1 protein-coding gene is annotated in these 216 nt (G+C 50.5%); it reads right to left on the bottom strand.

Going from position 1 to position 216, the window contains the following annotated elements; genetic code table 11:
- Nucleotides 1-199: BspA family leucine-rich repeat surface protein (locus tag RH40_RS19840; protein ID WP_338131540.1), on the bottom strand; the 199-nt coding region annotated here is incomplete at its 3' end.
- Nucleotides 200-216 lie beyond the last annotated feature (17 nt).

Raw genomic sequence — 216 nt, forward strand, 5'->3', positions numbered from 1 at the left:
ACACTACTCGTGCACCTTCAAACATCGCCTCCATACCCCATACCTTGGAGGTATCCCAGTTCCCGATGGGTTGGTTAAAGCTGATAGCTCCTTTAAACATGCCGGCCATTCCTGCAAAATACCACGAACCTACTTCGGAGGTATCCCAGTCACCGATGGGTTGGTTAAAGGCGGTGGCACCTGAAAACATCCCATCCATAGTCTTTACCTTGGAGG

Origin of the sequence: Vibrio caribbeanicus ATCC BAA-2122, assembly GCF_000165125.1 — a bacterium.
Lineage (GTDB): Bacteria > Pseudomonadota > Gammaproteobacteria > Enterobacterales > Vibrionaceae > Vibrio > Vibrio caribbeanicus.